Source organism: Chthoniobacterales bacterium, from assembly GCA_039930045.1.
GTDB lineage: Bacteria > Verrucomicrobiota > Verrucomicrobiia > Chthoniobacterales > DASVRZ01 > DASVRZ01.
This window is the reverse complement of record JBDSQB010000009.1, coordinates 68,609-88,877: the sequence shown is the minus strand read 5'-3', so window position 1 is coordinate 88,877 and position 20,269 is coordinate 68,609. Positions and strand designations below refer to the sequence as shown.

Here is a 20,269-nt window from a genome sequence, read left to right as displayed (position 1 = left end):
GGGGGAGATGCATGGACAGGCAAGGGATCTAATAATTATGAAGAGGAAACTGTTACCGACGCTCAGGGAATGTCCACCCTGGCTGAGTCGGGCTGGGTAACATTTCTTAAAACCAAATACGACGGATACTATTCATCTCGTAGGACGGTCAGCGAATCCCAGCGCGGGAAAGTCTCGATCGTGCTGAGAAAAAAATCAATCCCATTCCTTTGTTGGGCAAACAGGCGTTCGTCATGTTGCGTGAAACCGGGGAGGTAGGATATGACCTCGTCAAAGGGGATCTCGTGGCTCCCAACGGTAGAGGTGAGCATATAGACATTCTCTTAGTATGGCAGATACCTGCTTACAATGGGACTCCCGCGTTGATTGATGCTATCGACGTGCGTATTCCAGAACCAGCGGGCGGTTTTTGGGCTCTCCCCATTCCTTACAATGAGGGAACCACTTCTAGAAGCGAATTTCACACGCTGTATGAAGCCCCCTGAGACTGGCTACGTGCCGAGCCTACGGGAAGCAGCGAAACAGACAGGCAAAGAGTCGTGGAGTCCTTTCGTTTACTACTTCAAGATTAGCTCGGAAAGGCTAGGAGGGGCAAAGTATGGCAAAATCGTGGAGGGACCTCGTTTGATTTCCAATGATGGTGGCTGGGCCTGCAGATTCACCTATATGCTCAACGAAGAAGGGAGTCGCAATATGGAGCCGGACTTGGATCACTCTAAAGTTCCCCGCTTGGGACATTTGGAATACCGTATTTCGAAGGACTCTTCTCTCGACAACAGATGATCGACCTGCCGCGGCCTTCGTTTTATATTCAGCACCTACAGCGGCGGCTTGGCGCGTCTCACGGTGGCGGGGGTGCCGATGGCGTAGCAGTCGGGGGGAAGGTCTTTGCTGACGACGGAGCAGGCACCGACGACGCAGTTGTTGCCGATGGTGACGCCGGGCAAAACGAACGTGCGCGCGCCGAGGAAGGCCCAGTCGCCAATGGTGATTTTGGCGGTGAGGAGCGGGCGGGCGCGGTCCTGCATGTCGTGGGTGCCGGTGCAGAGGTAGCATTCCTGCGCGACGGTGCTGGCGATGCCGAGTTCGATTTCGCCCAGCGAATAGGCGTTGGCGCGGTCGCCGAGGCAGGCGCGGTCGTGCAGGGTGAGGTTCCAAGGGATCTGGATGCGGGCGCGCGGATGGACGAAGGGGAGGCCGTCGATCTTCACTCCGAAGAGGCGCATGACGAGGAGGCGCCATTTGTTGAGCGGCTTCGGGGTCCAGGAGCAGAGGAGGGCCCAGGCGATGCCCCACAGGAAGATGATGATTTTCTGGCGAAAGGTCCAGGGCGAGGGGAAGTCGGGCAGGGCGCTTTTCATAGGAGTTGGGCGACGTGTTGGTGGAGAAGGGCGGCGGCGGCGGAAAGGCGGAAATGGGTCTCGAAGGTGGCGCGGGCGGCGAGGCGCAGGGCGGATTTCTCGGAGTCGGAGAGGGCGAGGAAACGGGTGAGTAAATTTTGCGTTCCAGTTTCAGTGTTGTCTTCCGCGTAGCCGCCGCCGGCTTCGGTGATTTCGCGCCAGATGTTCACCTTTCGGGAAATGAGGACAGGCGTGGAGCAGGCGAGCGCTTCGGCGACGGCGAGTCCGAAGTTTTCCTGGTGCGACGGCAAAACGAACGCGTCGGCTCCGTAGAGCGCGCCCCATTTGGCGTCGCCTGCCAACATGCCGGGCCAGAAGACGCGCTCGGCGGGAATCGATTGCAACTCGGCTGTCCAGCCCGTCTGGTCGGGCCCGGCCATGACGAGGCAGATGTCTGGATGGGTGACCTTCGACCAAGCGCGGAGGAGGAGGTCGCAGCCTTTTTTGCGATGGATGCGGCCGAGGAACAGGAGGTAGCGGCGACCTGCCAGTTCGGGGACTTTGGCGGCGAACGCCTCACGCATCGACGGGGTGAATGACGGTGGATCGTCGATGCCGAGCGGGGCGATGACGTCGTGACCGCGCAGGCTTTTAAAGGAATGATGCGCTCCGATGCGTTCTTCCTCGGAGGTGAAAAAGATGGCGCGTGCGTCGCGCAGCACGCGGTAATCGGCCCAGGGCCAGAAGCAGTTTTTCTTGAGGCGCTTGAGGGGAAATTGATCGAAATACGGGTCGAGCATTCCGTGAGGGAAGACGAAGTAGGGATGCTTTTTTCCGCAGGCAGACCGCACTGCAACTCCGGTGTATTGCCAGAGGGCGTGGGAGAAAACAGCGTCGAAGCGGCCGACGTTTTCCCGCAGCCAGGAATGGAATTTCGCCGAATATTGGAAGGCGGTTTTCCCCGGTCCAGTGGCATGTAACTCGAATGGAAAACTTTCGATCCAGTCTGCCGCCGGGTCGTCGATGCTCACAATTTCCACCTCGTGCCCTTGGCGGATCGCTTCGCGGCTGAGTTGCAGGACCGCCTCGCTGGTGCCGCCCTGGCGCGGGTCGATGGAGGAAATGGCGTGGAGGATTTTCATCTATTCGACGAAGCCGGTGGCGCGCGTGAAATATTTCGCGTCAGCGGGAAGCTCGGAGAGTTCCTTCGCGGGAACGCCGCCGTAGAGTCGGTATTCGGCGAGGTGAATTTTGTTGAGGAGCGATTTTGCGCCGAGCACCGAGTGCGATGGAAGTGCGCTGCCGCCGAGTAAAATGCAGTCGGTCCCGATGAAACAATAGTCGCCGATGGTGAGTGGTCGCGACGTTTGCCGGCCCCCGATGATGTCGATGGTGTGCGTCAAAATCTGCGAGCGAAACCCGGCGAATGTGGTGAAACTCCCGATGGTGACGCGAGCCGTGCAATCGATCAGGTGGCGGTTGGTGATGGAGCTGTGGCGTCCCAGAATCAGCTCCGGGGCGCGGTCGGGCTCGGCGGCAAAATGGGGCGAGTCGATCTTCGGGAAGCCGGTGATCCAGTTGAGGTTGTTGATGATGGCGTGGTCGCCGAGTTCGACCAGGGAGCAGTTTTTCAGGAAGTTAAAATGCCCGATGCGCGCGGCGCGACCCAGTTTTACGCGGCGGCAGAGGACGAGCGAGAGTCCGATGGAACTCCCCTCGGCCAGTTCGCAGCCGCACCATTTCTGGAGGACGATTCGCCGCAGGCTCCATGGGAGGGCGAAGGCGAGAAGTTGGAGGAGGAGTTGCATGGGAAATGACAACCCGCTACAGAGCGAGTTTCGTTCCCGAGCCTGCGAAAACTTTGCCCGCGAATCCAGCCTTATCGCTATTAGCGCCGCTTGCGGATATTCGGACCGTTGCTGGTGTTGCGTTTGGGAGTCCAGACGCCGAGGACGTTGCCCTGCGCGTCGTAGGCGACGGTTTTCATGACCTGACTCGTGAGGCCGTACTCATAGACCATGCGGCGGACGAGAGCGCCGGCCTGATTGTAATGCGACTCCTCGACCACGCGATCCTCGGCGCCATAACGATACAGACTGCGGACGCCGGGTTTGTCTTTCTGATCGAGAAACTGGCCGGACTTGATCTTTCCATCGGTGTCGAGCGAGTAAATAATGTGGGCGCGCCAGGAGCCGTCGGCGTTGTAATAATGCACGTCGGACTGGCGTTTCGTCGCGTCGTAGAGGGTGACGGTTTTCGTGTCGTCGGGGTGGAGAATCGTGCTAGCGCGAGTGAGGGAAAGATCGGGCGGCGGCAGCGGGCCGGTCTCGGTGACGGGTTTCGACTGGCCGTGCAGGGCCGGGGCGAGCGCGAGGAAAACGGAAAAGAGCAAAAAGCGGGGGGACATAAAAGTGGAGCGCAGTATAATCAAACTCGAATCGCCGCGCCACCCATGATCTGGAAAATCCAAGACCGCTCATACGACTTCCAACGCACTGGCGGCTGGATCATGGGCGTGTTGAATGTGACGCCGGATTCGTTCTCGGACGGCGGGCAATTTGTCCAACTCGATCCCGCCCTTACTCACGCGCGGCAGATGATCGCCGAAGGCGCGACGGTGATCGACATCGGCGGTGAATCGAGCCGTCCGGGGGCGAGTTCCATTTCAATCGAGGAGGAAAAACAGCGCGTGCTGCCGGTGATCGAGGCGTTGCGCGCAGAGTCCGACGTGCTCATTTCCATCGATAGTTGCAAGCCCGCCGTGGCCCGCGCCGCGATGGAGGCGGGGGCCAATATCATCAACGACATCAGCGGTTTGCGTGCGCCGGAAATGCTCGAAGTCGTCGCCGCGACCGGAGCCGGAGCCGTCTGCATGCACATGCTCGGCACGCCGGTGACGATGCAGCAAACCCCGAGCTATGACGACGTCGTCGGCGAGGTGCGGGCATTCTTTGAGGAGGGCCTCGCCGCCTGCGCTGAACAAAAAATTGATCCGAGTCAGATCGTCTTTGACCCCGGCATCGGCTTTGGCAAAACCGTTGCGCATAATCTCGAGCTTCTGCGCAATCTCGCCTTGCTCCGCCTCGGAGACCGGCCCATGCTGGTCGGCGTGTCGCGGAAATCGTTCCTCAGCAAAATCATCGGCACCGACTCGCCGAACGACCGTTTCTGGCCGACCGTCGCGCTCACGGCCCACTGTCGCGAGGCCGGTGTGGAAATCATCCGCGTGCACGATGTCCGGCCGAATTTTCACTCCCTGCGCATGATGGAAGCGATCTTGGGCCAAGCTGCAAGCGTCCATGAATAAGCTGCGTTCGCTCTTGGAATTTGCCCGCGAAAACTGGCCGTCGGCCATCGAGATTTGCATCCTCGCGGTGGCGATTTATTACGGCTACCTCTACTTTCGCGGAACGCGTGGCGCGAAGGTGCTGACCGGACTCGCCCTCATTTTCCTGACCCTCACGCTCACTGCGCAAGTCCTCGATCTGAAGGTCATTAGCTGGATCATCCGCAGCCTGTCGGCGTTTTTGGCGATCGCGCTCGTGGTCATTTTTCAACCCGAGTTGCGTCGCGCTCTGGCGGCCCTCGGCGGTCATCCGATTTTCTCTTCAAACCGGCAAAAACAGGAAACCCTAACCCAGCTCACCGACATCGTTTTCGCGCTCGCGGCCAAGCAACTCGGCGCGCTCATCGCCCTCGAGCGCGACACCAACATCCGCAATTTCACCGAGACGGGCGTGGACATCGACTGCAAACTTTCGCGCGAACTCGTGCTCACGATCTTTCATCCGAAGACTCCGCTGCACGACGGCGGCATGGTCATCAACAACGGCCGCATCGAAGCCGCCGCCTGCATTTTTCCCGTCAGCGCCCGCGAAGATCTCGACCGTTCGCTCGGCCTGCGCCACCGCGCCGCACTCGGAGTTACAGAGGAATCGGACGCCATCGCCATCGTCACTTCCGAGGAAACGGGCACGGTTTCCATCTGCCATCGCGGACGCATCGAGCGCAATTTCAATCCGCAGACTTTCCGCGCGCGCATCAACGAATTGCTGTCCTTCGAGGACGAGGCCGACGAGGTGGGCGATGAGTTGAGCGACACGAAACTGGCGTCATGAAGCATCTTTTCACGCACAACTGGCAGATCAAAATCGTCTCCATCATCCTCGCCTTTGCCGTCTGGTATCTGATCAAGAAAAACATTCCGGACACCAGTTATCAGCTCGCGCCGCCGCGGGCTTTGGCCCGTCCCTGAGTGGGAAGCGAGTCGCCAAACCGGCGTTTTCGTTTGCACAGGCTGGGGCAGTTGTTTGTAATCGTCCGATGTCCCAACCCCGCAAAATTTTTGGCACCGATGGCGTTCGTGGCGTGGCCAATATCGAGCCCGTCACCGCCGAGACTGCGCTCAAACTCGGACGTGCCGCCGCGCATGTCATCACCAAGCTCAGCGCCAACCGCCATAACACTGAAACTCGACCCAAAATCGTCCTCGGCAAAGACACCCGGCTCTCCGGTTACATGCTGGAAACCGCGCTCGTCGCTGGCATCACTTCACTCGGCGTGGATGTGCTTTTGATCGGGCCGCTGCCCACGCCGGGCGTCGCCTACATCACGCGTTCGCTGCGGGCCGACGCGGGGATCGTCCTCTCCGCTTCCCACAATCCGTATGAGGATAATGGCATCAAATTTTTCCGTCACGACGGCTGCAAACTCGACGATGCGGTGGAAGCCGAGATCGAAAATCTGGTTTTCAGTGGCGAGATTGAGTCAATTCGCCCCACCGCTGGAAAGATCGGACGCGCCGCCCGCATCGACGACGCCCTGGGGCGTTATGTGGAATTTGCCAAGGCCAGTTTCCCGAAAAACCGCACGCTGGAGGGCGTCACCATCGCCATCGATTGCGCGAACGGGGCCGCTTACAAATCGTCGCCCTGCATTTTGCGTGAGCTGGGGGCGGATGTGAAAGTTTTCCACAACGCACCGAACGGCACGAACATCAACGCCAGTTGCGGCAGCACGTATCCCGACGAAATCGCCCGGATTGTGAAGGAAACGGGCGTGCATATCGGCATCTCACACGATGGCGACGCGGACCGCGTGCTTCTCTGCGATGAGAACGGCGAGGTCGTCGATGGCGATGAAATCATGGCCATCGCGGCGGTCGATTTATTGAAAAATGGCGGACTGGCGAACCAGACGCTGGTCTCGACGATCATGTCGAACTTCGGCCTCGACGAAACGATCCACGCTCACGGCGGCCAGATCGTGCGGACGAAAGTCGGCGACCGCTACGTGATCGAGGAAATGCTGCGCCACGGTCACAACGTCGGCGGCGAACAAAGCGGGCACATGATTTTTCGCGACTACGCCACGACTGGCGATGGCATCGTGAGTGCGCTGCAAATTTTGCGAATCATGGTCGAAACGGGGAAGCCGTTGAGCGAGTTGAAGCGCGTTCTAAAGAAATATCCGCAGGCGCAGCGCAATCTGCGGGTGCGGGAGAAATTGCCGCTGGAGCAGTTTCCGGAGATCCAAAAACTCGTCGTCGAGACCGAGAAATCGCTCGGTGGCGCGGGTCGTGTGCTGCTGCGTTACTCCGGCACCGAACCAAAAATTCGCCTGTTGATCGAGGGCCGCGATGGCGAGTGGATCAATCAGCGCGCCGATGAAATCGCCGCCGAGATTCAAACCAAACTCGGCTGAAATGCTTCGGGAGCGCACGCGTCTCGCGTGTCCCATCGGACGTCTCGTCCGATGGCTGGGACGAGCCCTTTCGCGAGACGCAAAAGGGAACACGCGAGACGCGTGCGCTCCCGGAAGAAATTACGCCGCCAGGATGGTCTCGATCCGGTCGAGTTCGGCGTCGGTGAACGCCAGATTTTCCACGCACGCGACGCAATCAATGATCTGGCTCGGGCGGCTCGCTCCGATTAGGACCGAGGTCACCGCGCGGAAACGCAGGCACCAGGCGAGTGCCATTTGCGCCAGCGTCTGGTTGCGTTCGGCGGCCATGGCGGCCAGTGCGCGAACCATTGTTATTTTCTCCGGCGTAATGGCGCTTTCCTTCAGAAATCCATGCGGATTCGCCGCGCGTGAATCGGATGGAACTCCGTTCAGATATTTGTTCGTGAGCAGCCCTTGCGCGAGCGGCGAGAAGACGATTTCGCCGACGCCGAGCGCTTCCAACGCGGGAAACGTCCCGGTCTCCAGCGTGCGATTTGCCATCATGTTATAGGCGGGCTGATGGATCAGGCACGGCACGCCCATTTCCTGCAAAATCGTGACCGCGCGCACCGCCAGCTCGGGGTTGTAGTAATTCGAGAGACCGACGTAAAGCGCCTTGCCCTGGCGCACCGCATGGGCGAGCGCACCCATCGTTTCCTCGAGCGGCGTGTTCGGATCGGGCCGGTGATGATAGAAAATATCGACGTAGTCGAGTTTCATGCGACTCAGACTCTGATCGAGGCTGGAGAGGAGATATTTGCGAGAGCCCCAGTCGCCATAAGGCCCGGGCCACATCGTGTAGCCAGCCTTGCTGGAAATGATCATTTCGTCGCGATGGTTTGCGAAGTCGACGTGCAGAATTTTCCCGAAATTCGTCTCAGCGGAACCTGGAATCGGACCGTAATTATTCGCCAGATCGAAGTGCGTGATGCCTAGATCGAACGCGGTGGAGATCATGTCCCGCGCGTTGCCGAAATTATCCACGCTGCCGAAATTATGCCAGAGCCCGAGGGAAATGGCCGGGAGTTGCAGTCCACTGCGGCCGCAGCGGCGGTATTGCATGGACTGATAGCGGGTGGGGGAGGGATGCATGTGAGATTAGTTGACCGCGTGAATGGAGCGTTTCGCCACGGCGAGCGCGGCTTCCTTCACGGATTCGGTCATCGTCGGATGACTGTGAATCGTCCGCGCGATGTCCTCGGCACTGCCGCTAAATTCCATGACGCTGACACATTCGGCGATCAATTCTGAAGCGCCGGTTCCAATGATTTGTGCGCCGAGCAGGCGATCCGTCTTGGCGTCGGCCACGATCTTCACAAACCCTTCCGTCGCATCGGAGGCAATGGCGCGTCCGTTGGCTTTGAAAATGAATTTGCCGACATTCACCGCGATACCTTTTTCCTTCGCCGCCGTCTCGGTGAGACCAACGCTGGAAACCTCGGGCTCGGTATAAATCACGTTCGGGATGATGTCGTAATTCACATGCCCGGCCTTGCCCGCGAGCCGCTCGGCGCAGGCGACGCCTTCGTCCTCGGCCTTGTGGGCCAGCATCGGACCGGAAATGATGTCGCCGATGGCGTAAATGCCGGGAATGTTAGTCGCGTAATGCGCATCGACCTCGACCTGGCCGCGCGATGTTAGCTTCAGCCCGAGCGAATCGTCCACGACTCCGGCGAGATACGGCTTGCGCCCGACTGAGACGAGAACCTTGTCCGCCTCGAGCGTGGATTCCTGGCCGTCCTTGGTTTTCAAGGTCGCCGTGGCGATGCCTTTTTCCACGGTGAGCGCAGTTACAGCCGTATCGAGGTGGAACGTGATCCCCTCCGAAGCGAGACATTTTTGCAGCGTCGTCGTAACGTCTGGATCGTAAAACGCCGCGATGCGTGGGAGAAATTCCACCACCGTCACCGCGCTGCCGAGCCGTGCCCAGACAGAGCCGAGTTCCAATCCAATCGCGCCGCCGCCGATCACGAGCAGCCGCTTCGGAATTTCGGAAAAACTGAGCGCCTCGGTGCTGGTGACCACTGTTTCGCCATCGACCGGCAAATGCGGGATTTCCGACGGCACGCTGCCCGTCGCGAGAAGAATGGAAGTCGTCTCCAGTTCCTCGGTTTTTGCGCCGGTGACCGTCACTTTTCCCGGCGCGGTGACTTTCCCCACGCCCTCGAAACGCGTAATGCCGTTTTTCTTGATCAGAAACTCCACGCCGCCGGTGAGTTGCTTCACGACGCCGTCTTTGCGCGCCTGCATTTTGGCCAGATCGACGGAGATTTTTTCTATGATGATCCCGTGTTTGGCCGCCTTCTTCTGGGCGAAATGGAGGTGCTCGGTTGAGTTGAGCAAGGCCTTGCTCGGGATGCAGCCGATGTTCAGACAAGTGCCGCCGAGGGTTTTGCCTTTCTCGACGATGGCCGTTTTCAAGCCAAGTTGCGCGGCGCGAATGGCTGCGACATAACCGGCAGGTCCGGCTCCGATGACGACGAGATCAAATGTGGGCATAAGCCCAAAAATTTAGGGGCAGCCCGCCGGGGAGTCAATCACTGCGGGGAAGCGGTCCTAAAACCGGCCCATCAACATCAGAATAATGATGATGACCAGAATCAGACCCAGGCCCCCACTTGGTCCGTAGCCCCAAGAGCGGCTATGCGGCCAGGAGGGAATGGCACCAACGAGAAGCAGGATGAGGACGATGAGTAGAATGGTGGACATGGGAGGATGAGTTTCTATTTATTAAACGTATCGCGAGAGGATTCCGGTCTTGTTCTTCCATGTGGCTCCAGACTGGATCATTGGCAGATGGCTAGGTGCTCTATTTGATGACGCTTTTGAGCAAATAGGCTTTCTTCCGCATGGGATCGAGGGCGAAGAAGACGAGGTCGTTGGCGTTCTGACAATGAGTGACGTTATTACGAAACGGCTTCGTGTAAATTTGCAGACCGGGCAGACCCTTTTTGGTGACTTGTGGCGACATCAGATCCACGGCCACGGGTGCAAGGGTTCCGTCTGGAAGCCTCAGCGTGGTGAGAAGAGCCGGATTGGGGCATTTCGCGAAAACTTTGGAAAGATGCGAGCTGACACGCAAGTTCTCGCCCTGGCCGTTCACCCGCACTTCGCCGATCGGCTTTTTGTCTGCGGCCACTTTTAACGCCTCACTCAGCCAGATGCCATCGCCTTGGTTCTTCAAAAATCCCGTCTCGATTAACGTAAGATATTTGGGTCGGACAGAAGGCGGCGTCGGGATGAAAAATGGAATGGGAGTAATCAGCGGAGCCTCGTCCCATAAGTTGAGCGCGAGTTGCTCCTTCGAGCGGGAGAAAAGATGTTTGGCTGATTGGGAGTAGCCCAGGTTCCAAGTGCCGAGTTCAAATACCAAGACCAAGCCCAGCGTGGCAAAGATTAGAGATTGGGAAAATACCTTTCTCCGCCGAACCGCACCGCTCGCCTCATACGCTGCCAGGACCAGCCACAATCCCAAAATGCCAGCGACGAGTTGCAGTGAAATCAGGAAGTATCTGCCGGCTACGGACTGGTCCTGAGGGATGCTGGCGCGGCCCAGCGAGGAGGCGGTCGCGGACAGCAATCCGTAGGCGATGAGCATCAGCCACGGCCACGCGACTTCGATTCTTCCTAACATGCGTCTAACCAAAGCCGTTAGAAACAGAAATGCGGGCAGGATTAGGGAAAGGGCCGTCACTCCATAGCCGAAAGCAGCGGAATATTCCTTCTTAAAATGGAGCGCCAATGGAGCGCCCATCCATTTGAAAAAATAGCCGACGTAATCCGGATGCGGCAGCTTGAGTCCGGCATCCTGGCGCACTTCCGAGTAGCCGATGAAGTAGCAACCGATCAGCGCCAGACCGAAGGCGAATGAAGCCAGTGAATAGCCGATGATTTTTTTCCGCAGATCCCTGTCACCCGATCCCCACATCTTGAAGACTGGGAAATAAGGGTAGAGCAAAACCCACAATGCCATCCCATTTGGGAAGGTCAGCGTGCCGATGGTGCTCAGGGCACAATAGCTGGCAAACAAGGTGCCCAGCCTCGAAGCCTTGATGTTAATAAAGCTGCCGAGAACTAACAAAAATCCTGGAACGATCGCGATATATTGCGAGCCTCGCAGGAATGTTCCCGGCGCATTGCACGGATGCAGGAGGATCAATGCAAAGGCCAGTCCCAGAAGCCATCTGGTCTTTTCGCTGAAGGCTCTCACTTCCAAAAGCAAACAGAGCAGAACAACTTCCAGCGCGGTCAGAATGACGCCAAAATACATCCAGGTTTTCACGTGCCATCCGACGGCCAGCGCCTCGATGATCCAGAGGATTTTTGGAAAAACCATGTGCGCCTCGTTGTGCCAGGCCCAGAGATCTTTCCAGGAGAATCGTCCCTGACTCAGCTCATAAAGAATTCTTCCCGGCGTGGAAAATTCATCGCTGAATGGCTGGTGAACTCCGAAGCGGTAGACGATCACCTCGGCCAGAACAAAGATGACAATAATGGGCAGCAGCCAGCTCCATTTCCAGATGGAGGGTTTGGTTTCGTCGCCCAATGTATTCTCGTTCATAGCAGACTTTGAAGTATCTGAACGAGCCGGATAGTCGAGCGGGAATGCTAACGTAGACTCAGGTGCGAACCGCTGCGTCCGCGGAGGACTAACATGACTTCGGCCAGGACGCTGATGGCGATTTCGATGGGGGAATCGGCGCCGATGTCGAGTCCGATGGGGGCGTGGACGCGGGCGAGCAGATCGGAGTTGCAGCCTTGTCTGCGGAGTTCATCGAAGACGTGGAGGACTTTGCGGCGGCTGCCGATCATGCCGACGTAGCCGGGCAGCGGACGTGTGAGAATGGCGGCGAGCGCGTCCTGGTCGCCGAGAAAATTGCGACTGACAAGGATGAGCGCGTCGTCGGATTTCCAATCGCGGCTGCTGATGAATTCAGCGGGAGCGCGCTGGATTTTTTCGTGGGCCATGTCGCAGAGGGCGAGTTCGTCGGCGCGCTCGTCGATGATGCTAACATGGAAATCGCAGTCGGCCGCGAGTTTGGCGATGGCCCGTGCGCAATGTCCGGCGCCGATGAGAAAGAGGGCTTCCTTGCGGGCAATGGGCTCGAAGAAAAGAGTGACCTCGCCGCCGCAGATCGCGCCGAAGGAATCGGGTTCGTCTTCGCGCAATGGGTAGGTTTTGAGAAGCGGCTGGCCACTGCCGATGCATTCAAATGCAACTCCGACGGCGAGCGATTCGAGTTTGCCGCCACCGATGGTGCCGATGGTTTCGCCGTTGAGATAGACGAGCATTTTTGCGCCAATGGAACGCGGCACAGAGCCGGTCGTTGCGGCGACGGTGATGGTGGCGCAGGGTGTTCGCTTGGCTCTCGCGGCAACAACGGCGGAGAGAATGAAGTCGGTAATCATGTTAGGATCGGGAGCGCACGCGTCTCGCGTGCTCCGTTCTGTGTCTCGCAGAACGGCTTGCTGGAAATCGACCACGTTTCTTGTCATCCAATGCTTCCCGGCGAGACGCCGGCAAGAACACGCGAGACGCGTGCGCTCCCGAAGCTGCCAGCGCCTTCATCAGCGGCTCACCGTGGCCTCGATCTGGCCGTGCGGCTCGTCGATGGGCAGGAAAATGTCGTTGTTGTTTTCCAGGCCGAACTTGTCGAGCGGAACGAGGATGTAGTGTTTGTTGGGCATCACAATGTGGATCTCGCTGATGTTAGGACAAGCCGCCAGGGCGGCGGCACCCATTTCGAATAGTGTCGTTTGCGCACTTGGGCTGTGATTGTTAGAAAACGGAACTAACATCGCACTAACAATCGCCTCGTTGGCAGTGGCATAGTTATCTAACTCGCCTGTCCATTTCCAAGTGGCCTTGATCGAAGTGGCGAGCACGCGGTCGGTCGTCTCGGGCAAAGTGGTAAACTCGCAGCGCGGATAATCCACGAAGCTCGAGCCGGTGGATTTTAGGAGGAGCCAATTGTCGATTCCAGAGAAGGCGGACCCGCCGGCCGCAGTGACGGTAATCTCGGAAAATGGAGTCGAGCTGTCGTTGCCGGAGAAGCTGTGCGGATGCGGCGCGCCGCCGATGGTGAGGCGCTGCCAGACATGTTCCTTCGAGCTGATGGTGGCTGTTTTCACCTGTGGATATTTGCTGACAAAATGATGGCCAAGGTAGGCCAGAAACTTCTCCGTGTCGGTGCCGAGGTGATCCTTGGCGAGAGCCTGCACCGTGTTTTTCATCGTGTCGGTGGCGACGACGAGGCTGTTGTCGCCAGCGGTGTAAGACGTCTCAAAGTCGCCTTGCAGCGCGACGCCGATGGTGAGTTCCTTGACGGTTTGCGTGTTGCCGTCGCGAATGATTTTCATCACGCGCACGCGCTGTTTGCCGTATTGGTGCGAGGTGAGTTTCATAGCGATGTGAAGCATTCGTCGAGGACTTCTAACATGAAGCTGGCATCGGCCTGGGTAATGCACATCGGCGGTTTGATGCGCAGGACGTTGCCGAAGTAGCCGCCCTTGCCGATGAGGAGCCCGAGGTCCTTGGCTTTCTCGAAAACCTGCAGGCATTCCTCCTTGGCCGGCGTCTTGCTAACACGATCCTTCACCAGATCGACTCCTAACATGAGGCCCTTGCCGCGGATGTCGCCGATGATGTTATGTTTCTCCGCCAGCTTCTGGAAACCAGCCAGCAAATGGCCGCCGACGACACCCGAGTTGGATTGCAATCCCTCGCGCTCGATCACTTCCAGAACGGCCTTGCCCTGCGCCATGCAAACGGGGTTTCCGCCAAAGGTATTGAAGTGGATTCGGGAGGCGAGCGTCCGCGCGATTTCCGGTGTGGTGACGACGGCTGCGAGCGGGACGCCGTTGCCGATTCCCTTCGCCATGGTGACGATGTCGGGAATGACGCCCTGGGTTTCAAATCCCCAGAATTTCTCGCCGGTGCGACCGAAGCCGGCCTGCACTTCGTCGGCGATGCAGACGCCACCGGCGGCGCGGGTGTGCTCGTAGGCTTTTTGCAGATAGCCGTCGGGGAAAACAATCGTGCCGCCCACGCCCTGAATGGATTCGGCGATGAAGCCCGCGATTTTTCCCGAGCTGCCGAATTGGATCAAACTCTGAATGTCGGAGGCATATTTCGTTCCGGCGTCTGGATCGTCGTAACCGTAGAGGCCGCGATACGGGTCGGGTGCGAGCGCGTGCTGGACGCCGAAACTGTGCGGCACGTTGAATTTCCAGGTCGAGTGCGAGGTGAGTCCCATCGTGCTCTGACTCCCTCCGTGATAGCCGTTGCGCAGGGCGATCATGTCGTAATTTCCCGTGTAGGCGCGGGCCATGAGGAGTGCGAGATCGTTGGCCTCGGAGCCGGAGTTGGTGAAGTAGCAGACCTTCAAATTGCCTGGCATTTTGGCGGCGAGCGCGGTGGCGTACTCCGCGATGTTAGGATGGAGATAAATCGTCGTCGTGTGCTGGAGCAATTCGTTTTGGCGATTGGCTGCGGCGATGACGTGCGGGTGGCAATGCCCGACGCTGACGGTGACGATGCCGGCGAAGCCATCGAGGTAGCGGCGGCCTTTTTCGTCGAAGAGCCACTGGCCCTTGCCTTCGACGATCATGAGCGGCTTTTTGTAATAAGCGAAAATGCCCGGGCTGACGTGCGCGTGGCGCATGGCGAGCACTTCTTCGGCTGAAGGGCCGGTGTAGGGAGTCGGTTGGAAGTCGAATGGAGGGAGAGTAGGCATGTTAGAGCAAGGTTAGTTTTTGCGATGTGTGGCCAGCGCCAGATAAGCCACAAAGGCGACGGCGAAGCCAATAAACCACGCGGAATGATAAGCCGTCACCAGAAAGGCGGGCACGGCTGTGGAAGCGATCAATTTTACCTCCACGAGGAAGCCGGGGAGGCTGGGCAAAATGGCGATGAGCAGCGCGCCGACACCGGCCAGATTGAAGCCACCGGTGCCGCGATAGACGCCGTTTTCCAGATAAAGATCGGACTCGCTCAGGATACGTTTTCGGAGGACGAAATAATCGGCGATCATGATGCCGGCGATGGGGCCGAGCAGGCTGCTGTAGCCGACGAGCCAGGTAAAAATGAAGCCGCTCGGGTCGGAAACGAGTTTCCATGGCATGATGAGCAGTCCGATGAAGCCGGTGATCAGCCCGCCGGTGCGAAAGGAGATGAGGCGCGGCGCGAGGTTGGAAAAATCATTGGCTGGCCCGACGACATTGGCCGCGAGATTCGTTGCCAAAGTGGCGAGGCAGAGCGCGAGCATCGCTAGTACTAGCACGACGGGATTGGTGAAGCGCGTGAGCACATCGACCGGGTCCCAGATGGTTTTGCCAAAGATGATCATCGTGGCTGAGGTGACTGCAACTCCGATGAAGGAGTAGAGCGCCATCGTCGGCGGCAGTCCGATGAGCTGGCCGATTATTTGCGCCTTTTGCGAGCGGGCGTAGCGGGAGAAATCGGGGATGTTCAGCGAGAGCGTGGCCCAGAAGCCGATCATGCCGGTGAGCGACGGAAAAAACGTGGTCCAGAATTGACCCGCCTTCGGCTGTCCCGGATCGAAGGCGGACGGTTGGCTGAGAATCGGACCAAACCCGCCCGCGCGCTGGTAAGCCCAGCCGAGGAGGAGGAGTCCGAGCGCGATGAGGAGCGGCGCTTTGATGTTGAGCAGGATGCGGATGGAATCGATCCCGCGCCAGACGACGAACATGTTGATGCCCCAGAAAATTAGAAAGCAGACCAGTTGCGGCAGTGAAATTCCCAGAGCGTGGACGGGCTCGATTGCACTCAAACTCGGCTGGAAAACGGCGACGATTTTGAAGATCGCACTGCCTCCGATCCACGTCTGGATGCCAAACCAGCCACAGGCGACCAAGGCTCGCATGAGAGCGGGAATGTTAGCCCCGCGCGTGCCAAAAGACGACCGGCACAAGACCGGAAACGGAATCCCGTAGCGCGTGCCGGCGTGGGCATTGAGGATCATCGGGACGAGCACGATGAGGTTGCCGAGGAAGATGGTGAGGACGGCCTGCCACCAGTTCATGCCCTCGTCTATCAAGGACGAGGCGAGCAAATAAGTTGGGATGCAGGCCGCCATGGAAATCCAGAGCGCGGCGAAATTCCATTGGGTCCAAGTGCGTTTCTCCGGCGGCACGGGTGCGAGGTCGGCGTTGTAAAGCTGACTGTCCTGGATGAACGGATTTCCCAAAACTACGTCCCCGGTAGTGAGTGCCATGGGAGTGAGTTAAGCGAAAAATCTGGCGCTCTGGCAATAGCGAAAACTGCGGAATTCGCTGGGCTAGTAGCTGGTCTTGTCGAGCGTCACTTTGCCTCGGAAAATCCAGTAAATGCTCGCCGTGTAAGCGAGCACGATCGGGATGCCGCAAATCGCGATAGTGAGCATGATGCCCAAGGTTTTTTTAGAGGATGCGCCGTTGTAAAGAGTGAGACTGTTTTCCGGCGACACGTGGCTGAAAACCATGTTGGGAAACATGCCGACGCCGAAGAGGGCCATCAGCGCGATCACCGCGAAACACGAGGAGATAAACGCCAGATGATCGCGTCCGAAATGGATCTCGCGCGGGATATTCGCAATCGCCAGCATGTTTAGCAACGCCAGCAAAAAGAAGCCGGGATGCGCCTTGATCGTCACCAGCATGTGCGGCACGTAGATCAGCGTCGCCATCGTCGTCGTGGCATAGCAGATGATGAAAATAATGATGCAGCGGTTCACCCAACGCCGCAATTTATCGTGCAGTTCGCCCTCGGTTTTCATCACCCCATAGATTGCGCCGTGCATCGCGAAAAGCGCCACTGTCGTCACCCCGAGCAGCAGCGCGTAAGGATGGAGCAAGGGCAACAACCCACCGCGATATTCGTGGTCTGCGTCCAGCGGGATGCCCCAGGCGATATTCCCCATGGCCACTCCGATGAGGAAACTCGACAGAAAGCTCCCGCCCGCGAAACCGATGTCCCACATTTTTCGCCACCATTTCATCGGTTGCTTGCTACGGAACTCGATGGCCACCGCACGAAAAATCAGCGCGACCAGCAACAGCATGAACGCCAGATAAAACCCCGAAAAGACCGTCGCATAAACCATCGGAAACGCCGCAAAGAGCGCGCCGCCGCCCGTCACCAGCCAGACCTCGTTTCCGTCCCAGACCGGGCCGATGGAGTTCAGCATCAGGCGACGTTCCTCGTCTGTTTTCGTGAACAAATGCAGCACGCCGACGCCGAGATCGAAGCCATCCAGCATCGCGTAGCCGGTGAATAGAACACCGACCAGGATGAACCAGACGATGTTGAGATCGAGATGGGGAAATTCCATTATTCGTCCGCCCTCCCGGTTTTGTGCGCAAGACTGTCTCCGAGTCGTCCCGTCACCTGCAAATCATCCGGGTCGGGACCGTGATGGATTTTGTCGTTCAGCAGATAAACGAAGACCGCGAAGAGCAGCAGATAAACCACGGTGAACATAACCAGCGAGGTCAGAACCACGTTGGCCTGGACCACTTTCGACAAGCCATCGGACGTGCGCAGCAGCCCATAAACGATCCACGGTTGACGCCCCACTTCGGCGGAAAACCAGCCCACCTGATTCGCCACCTGCGGCCCCAGCACCGAGAGCACGAGCAAGAGCAACATCGGCTTGCTGGAGAAAAGTTTTCCGCGCCAGAGCAGAAACGCCGAGAGCAGCGTCAGGCCGATTAAGCCGAAGCCGATCCCAATCATCAGGTGATAGGTCTGAAACACGAAATTCACCGGTGGCCGATCCGCCTTCACAAACTCGCGCAGCCCCGTCACCGGTGCATTCACATCGCCATGCAAAAGCCAGCTCAACATCCCCGGAACGCCGATGCCGAATTGCACTTTCTCCGCCTTGTCGTTCACCCAGCCGCCCAGGAAAAGCGCCGCCTTCGGACCGGTCTCGTAATGTCCCTCGAATGCCGCCATCTTCGCGGGCTGATTTTTTGCCACGCCGACCGCGCTTTTGTGGCCGGTCGTCAGTTGCAAAAGCGACGTCACCAACGCAATCGCCAGTCCCACTTTGAGCGACGCCTTTGCAAATTTCGTGTGCTTGTTTTTCAGCAAATACCAGGCGCTCACACTCATCACCAACGTCGAGCCAGCCAGCCACGCCCCGCCGATCACGTGGCTCAGCCGTTCCATCGACGACGGGTTAAAGACCATCGCCCAGAAATCAATAATCTCGGCGCGCGCGTGAACGCCTTCCCCCACGATGTGATAACCCGCCGGCGTCTGTTGCCAGGAATTCGCCACCACGATCCAGACGGCGGAAAAATGCGCACCCAGGCAGACCATGCAGGTTGAAAAGAAATGCATTTTGCGTCCGACTTTGTTCCAGCCAAAGAGCAGGATCGCCAGAAAGCCCGATTCCAGGAAAAACGCGAAGATTCCCTCCGCCGCCAGCGCACTGCCGAAAACATCGCCGACATAGCGCGAATACGTGGCCCAATTCGTGCCAAACTCAAACTCCATCACAATCCCCGTCGCCACTCCGATGGCAAAGGTGAGCGCAAAAACCTTCGTCCAGAACCGCGCCATCTGATGATACAACGGCAGCCCTGTTTTCATCCACATCCCTTCAATCACCACCAAGGCCAGTCCCAATCCGATGCTTAACGGCGGGTAGATGTAATGAAACGCAATCGTGAACGCGAATTGGATTCTGGAAAGGATCAATACGTCGAGATTTTCCATCGACTTCTTTATTAAGGCCGCGATCTTCGGCACGCAATCAGACTTTGTGAAAATTTTCACAAAGTCCGTTTCCAGTGGAGGGAATCCCGATTAGCCAGCCTTCGTCGGACGGGCCAGAAGCTGCCCGCGGCCCACGGTGCCGACGAATTTCCCATCCCTCACCGCGACTTCCCCGCGCACCGTGACCACACTCGGACGCCCCCGCAGTTCCCAGCCTTCGAAGGCGCTGTAATCCACGTTCATCGTCTGCGTGGCGGCGGAAATCGTCCCGCGCCATTCGGGGTCGAAGATCACCAAGTCAGCGTCGGAGCCGGGTTGGATCGCGCCCTTTCTGGGAAACAAGCCGAAGGTCTTCGCGACGTTCGTGCAGGCCACGGCGACCATGGTGTTGAGATCGATCTTGCCCGCCTCGACGCCGTAGCTGTGGAGCAAATTGATGCGGTCTTCCAGAGCCGGGATGCCATTGGGGATCTTCGTGAAATCGTCCGCGCCCATCGGTTTCTGACCGGCGAAATCGAAGGGCGCATGGTCCGTCGCCACGGTTTGAATCAGACCCGAGCGCAGCGCATTCCAGAGAATCTCCTGATTCGACGCGTCGCGCAGGGGCGGGGACATGACGTATTTCGCGCCCTCGAAGTCGGGCCGCTTCGTGTCCTCCTGGCTGAGGAGCAAATACTGAATGAGCGTCTCGACGGACACTTTCACCCCGCGCAACCGGGCCGCGACGGCTTCGCGCAAGGCCTCGATGCAACTCAGATGCACGATGTAAATCTCCGTCCCCAGCAACTCCGCAAACGTCATCAAATGATGCACCCCTTCCGCTTCCACGATCGGCGGACGGCTCTCATAATGCTGCTCTGGTCCCGTCAATCCTGCTGCCAGCAACTCCTTCTGACGCTCGGCGACCAGCGTCTCGTTTTCGCAGTGCGCGCAGACCACCACGCCCAGCTCGGAGGCGAGTTTGAGCGTGTTGTAGAGCTCCGAATCGTCGATGCCAAAGGCACCTTTGTAAGCCAGGAAAATCTTAAACGACGCGATCCCTTCACTCACAATCGACTCCAACTCCGCCCTGGTGTTTTCATCGAAACGCGTCACCCCCATGTGAAACGAATAATCGCAGGCCGACTTCCCTGCCGATTGCTCCTTCCAGATGGCAAACCCCTCCGCCGCCGACTGTGCCCGCGACGGACAGCACATGTCGAAAATCGTCGTCGTTCCCCCGATGAGCGCCGCCTGGCTGCCCGTCGTGTAAGTATCCTTCGCATGGGTGCCCATAAAGGGCAGATAAATATGGGTGTGCGGATCGATAAACCCCGGAAAGACATATTTCCCGGTGGCATCGATCACCTCCACGCCTTCCGGCGCGTCGATGTTCGGAGCGATCAGCGAGATCGTCTCCCCCTCGCACCAGATGTCGGCGATATAACGCTCCGTGGCCGTGACGATTTCCCCATTTTTGATCAGCAAGCTCATGGGAAAA

At 58.4% G+C, this 20,269-nt stretch carries 19 protein-coding genes; 4 read left to right on the top strand and 15 right to left on the bottom strand.

Features of this window, described 5'->3' with window-relative positions:
• Positions 1-818 precede the first annotated feature (818 nt).
• From ABIT76_07520 to ABIT76_07505, 4 genes are all read right to left on the bottom strand, one after another.
• Positions 819-1,361, bottom strand: coding sequence for a DapH/DapD/GlmU-related protein (locus ABIT76_07520; protein ID MEO7932990.1), 543 nt, complete (start codon positions 1,359-1,361; stop codon positions 819-821).
• Positions 1,358-2,482, bottom strand: a complete 1,125-nt coding sequence (locus tag ABIT76_07515) for a glycosyltransferase (protein MEO7932989.1) — start codon at positions 2,480-2,482, stop codon at positions 1,358-1,360. The genes ABIT76_07520 and ABIT76_07515 overlap by 4 nt, the downstream gene beginning before the upstream one ends.
• Positions 2,483-3,148 (bottom strand): acyltransferase, encoded by a 666-nt coding sequence (locus tag ABIT76_07510; GenBank protein MEO7932988.1) that lies wholly within the window; start codon positions 3,146-3,148, stop codon positions 2,483-2,485.
• 80 nt (positions 3,149-3,228) lie between these two features.
• Positions 3,229-3,747 carry a hypothetical protein gene (locus tag ABIT76_07505; protein MEO7932987.1) on the bottom strand — a complete coding sequence of 173 codons (519 nt, stop codon included), beginning with the start codon at positions 3,745-3,747 and terminating at the stop codon, positions 3,229-3,231.
• Positions 3,748-3,792: 45 nt separating this feature from the next.
• Here ABIT76_07505 and folP point away from each other — a divergent pair, with 45 nt between their 5' ends.
• The 4 genes from folP to glmM all read left to right on the top strand — a co-directional run bounded on the left by folP (position 3,793) and on the right by glmM (position 7,043).
• The gene (gene folP, locus ABIT76_07500) at positions 3,793-4,647 is read left to right on the top strand and encodes a dihydropteroate synthase (GenBank protein ID MEO7932986.1); all 855 of its coding nucleotides are present in this window, start codon (positions 3,793-3,795) and stop codon (positions 4,645-4,647) included.
• Positions 4,640-5,458 (top strand): diadenylate cyclase CdaA, encoded by an 819-nt coding sequence (gene cdaA, locus ABIT76_07495; protein ID MEO7932985.1) that lies wholly within the window; start codon positions 4,640-4,642, stop codon positions 5,456-5,458. Before folP ends, cdaA begins: the two co-directional genes overlap by 8 nt.
• Complete coding sequence (locus ABIT76_07490) at positions 5,455-5,595, top strand: hypothetical protein (GenBank protein ID MEO7932984.1); 141 nt, start codon at positions 5,455-5,457, stop codon at positions 5,593-5,595. Before cdaA ends, ABIT76_07490 begins: the two co-directional genes overlap by 4 nt.
• Positions 5,596-5,663: 68 nt before the next feature.
• The gene (gene glmM, locus ABIT76_07485; GenBank protein ID MEO7932983.1) at positions 5,664-7,043 is read left to right on the top strand and encodes a phosphoglucosamine mutase; all 1,380 of its coding nucleotides are present in this window, start codon (positions 5,664-5,666) and stop codon (positions 7,041-7,043) included.
• Between the two features lie 120 nt (positions 7,044-7,163).
• Here glmM and ABIT76_07480 read toward each other — a convergent pair whose 3' ends face one another.
• The 11 genes from ABIT76_07480 to hydA all read right to left on the bottom strand — a co-directional run bounded on the left by ABIT76_07480 (position 7,164) and on the right by hydA (position 20,262).
• Complete coding sequence (locus tag ABIT76_07480; protein MEO7932982.1) at positions 7,164-8,156, bottom strand: aldo/keto reductase; 993 nt, start codon at positions 8,154-8,156, stop codon at positions 7,164-7,166.
• A gap of 6 nt (positions 8,157-8,162) precedes the next feature.
• The gene (gene lpdA / locus ABIT76_07475; GenBank protein ID MEO7932981.1) at positions 8,163-9,563 is read right to left on the bottom strand and encodes a dihydrolipoyl dehydrogenase; all 1,401 of its coding nucleotides are present in this window, start codon (positions 9,561-9,563) and stop codon (positions 8,163-8,165) included.
• A 57-nt stretch (positions 9,564-9,620) separates the two neighbouring features.
• Entirely contained in the window at positions 9,621-9,773 is a 153-nt protein-coding gene (locus ABIT76_07470; protein MEO7932980.1) for a DUF3309 family protein, read from the bottom strand.
• A gap of 100 nt (positions 9,774-9,873) precedes the next feature.
• A complete protein-coding gene (locus tag ABIT76_07465) occupies positions 9,874-11,625 on the bottom strand; it encodes a hypothetical protein (protein ID MEO7932979.1) in 1,752 nt (583 codons plus the stop codon).
• A 47-nt stretch (positions 11,626-11,672) separates the two neighbouring features.
• Positions 11,673-12,473 carry an XdhC/CoxI family protein gene (locus tag ABIT76_07460; protein MEO7932978.1) on the bottom strand — a complete coding sequence of 267 codons (801 nt, stop codon included), beginning with the start codon at positions 12,471-12,473 and terminating at the stop codon, positions 11,673-11,675.
• Between the two features lie 159 nt (positions 12,474-12,632).
• Entirely contained in the window at positions 12,633-13,484 is an 852-nt protein-coding gene (gene pucL, locus ABIT76_07455; protein ID MEO7932977.1) for a factor-independent urate hydroxylase, read from the bottom strand.
• Entirely contained in the window at positions 13,466-14,800 is a 1,335-nt protein-coding gene (locus tag ABIT76_07450) for an aminotransferase class III-fold pyridoxal phosphate-dependent enzyme (protein ID MEO7932976.1), read from the bottom strand. Before ABIT76_07450 ends, pucL begins: the two co-directional genes overlap by 19 nt.
• A gap of 12 nt (positions 14,801-14,812) precedes the next feature.
• Positions 14,813-16,300, bottom strand: a complete 1,488-nt coding sequence (locus ABIT76_07445) for an NCS1 family nucleobase:cation symporter-1 (protein ID MEO7932975.1) — start codon at positions 16,298-16,300, stop codon at positions 14,813-14,815.
• Positions 16,301-16,363: 63 nt separating this feature from the next.
• Positions 16,364-17,395, bottom strand: a complete 1,032-nt coding sequence (gene cydB / locus ABIT76_07440; GenBank protein ID MEO7932974.1) for a cytochrome d ubiquinol oxidase subunit II — start codon at positions 17,393-17,395, stop codon at positions 16,364-16,366.
• Positions 17,395-18,789 carry a cytochrome ubiquinol oxidase subunit I gene (locus ABIT76_07435; GenBank protein ID MEO7932973.1) on the bottom strand — a complete coding sequence of 465 codons (1,395 nt, stop codon included), beginning with the start codon at positions 18,787-18,789 and terminating at the stop codon, positions 17,395-17,397. Before ABIT76_07435 ends, cydB begins: the two co-directional genes overlap by 1 nt.
• 90 nt (positions 18,790-18,879) lie before the next feature.
• On the bottom strand, positions 18,880-20,262 hold the full coding sequence (gene hydA / locus ABIT76_07430) for a dihydropyrimidinase (protein MEO7932972.1): 1,383 nt from the start codon (positions 20,260-20,262) through the stop codon (positions 18,880-18,882).
• Positions 20,263-20,269 lie beyond the last annotated feature (7 nt).